This is a genomic window from Streptomyces sp. WAC04114 (genome assembly GCF_019733245.1).
Taxonomy (GTDB): domain Bacteria; phylum Actinomycetota; class Actinomycetes; order Streptomycetales; family Streptomycetaceae; genus Streptomyces; species Streptomyces massasporeus_A.
The window spans coordinates 1-720 of the sequence record NZ_JAIGQA010000402.1 but is presented as its reverse complement, the minus strand read 5'-3'; the positions used below and the strand labels follow the sequence as shown (position 1 = coordinate 720).

The following is a 720-nucleotide window of genomic DNA, read 5'->3' as shown; positions in this document are numbered from 1 at the left end:
GCCGACCACCCCGGGCCCGTCCCCGACGACCTCGCAGCCGGACCCGTCCCCCTCCCCGGCGGACGGCACGATCCCGACCGGGTACCTCGGCACCTGGACCTCGACCATCGACAACGCCGACGGCGAGCACAGCCGTTCGCTCACCATCCAGCAGGGCGAACCGGGCGACACGGTCCTGTCCCTCGTGGCCGACGGCCCGACCCAGGGCGGCGGCACCTACCACTGCGTGTTCGAGGGGCGGTTGACCTCCGCCCCCGGCACCGGCGGTGCGCTGTCGATCGGCCCGTCCACCGTGAAGGTCGGACAGCCGCGCACCGCCTGCACCCCGGGCGCGGCCACCGAGGTGACCCTCCTGTCCGACGGCACGCTCGAGCGCGTGAACACGAGCAGCGGGGAACGGCTGACGTACACGAAGCAGTGACCAACGTGCCGCTGGCGCCTGGTAGTTGAACGTCGCGCGAATTCCGGCCGACGAAATCTGGATCGGCGCTCGCACAGCCGAACGGTGACCGGACGACATTGTGCTGGTCCTAGCCCTTGGCTGCGGGTATGCGGGCCGCCCCCGCTGCGGGCATGCGTGCCGCCAGGGGCGATGGGGGTCCCCCCTGCTCGAGCGAAGCCGAGAGCTTGGGGGAGGGTGGGCGCAGCGGCACCCCGCCACGCCGGGCTGCGAAACCCCCCGCCCCCAGCACCAACGCCGAGCACCACGCACCGCCGAGC

General features: G+C 73.2%; 1 pseudogene. It reads left to right on the top strand.

The annotated features are described in order from the left end of the window. A pseudogene (locus tag K4G64_RS39445) lies at positions 1 to 421 on the top strand (serine/threonine protein kinase); the annotation flags it as partial. Positions 422 to 720: the final 299 nt, after the last annotated feature.